The organism is Kiloniella litopenaei, assembly GCF_000982415.1.
Taxonomy (GTDB): Bacteria; Pseudomonadota; Alphaproteobacteria; order Kiloniellales; family Kiloniellaceae; genus Kiloniella; species Kiloniella litopenaei.
Genome location: NZ_LANI01000072.1, coordinates 1 through 452 on the forward strand (window position 1 = coordinate 1; position 452 = coordinate 452).

A 452-nucleotide genomic window follows, 5' to 3' on the forward strand; every position below is an offset into this window, starting at 1 on the left:
CTAGGAGCTAAATAGGGGGGGATTTTAATTGCGATCCGATTTTTTTGTTATTTTTGAAAAATAAAAAATAATCGGAAGATAGCTTAACTTTTAAATATAGGCATTTTTTAACAAACTGTATTTATTGCCAAAATCGTGAATTTCTTACTGGTAAGAAGGGCAAAAAATAAAAAAAGTCAGAAAAAATAAAAAAAATAGGCTCGTCTGAAAAATAATTTCAAAAAGAGCCCTATCTAGATCGAACTAAGAAAAACAAAAAGGTTCGACTATGAAGTTTATTATACCAAAAAGTATTAATGATAAAGCAAATAATTATAAACATGATGATCTAAGAGAGCTTATTAAGCTCATTGCTGTGGCCGCGGCACGTGCAGATTTCGCCACTGAAAAAGGTGGTGCAAATGACAATTAATCGAGCGCCATATTTTTTAAAAAATTCTCATACAACAAGG

General features: G+C 30.8%; 1 protein-coding gene. It reads left to right on the forward strand.

From position 1 onward, the window contains the following. The first annotated feature begins 268 nt into the window (after nt 1–268). Nucleotides 269–412, forward strand: coding sequence for a hypothetical protein (locus WH95_RS21375; protein ID WP_157846037.1), 144 nt, complete (start codon nt 269–271; stop codon nt 410–412). The last annotated feature ends 40 nt before the right edge of the window (nt 413–452 follow it).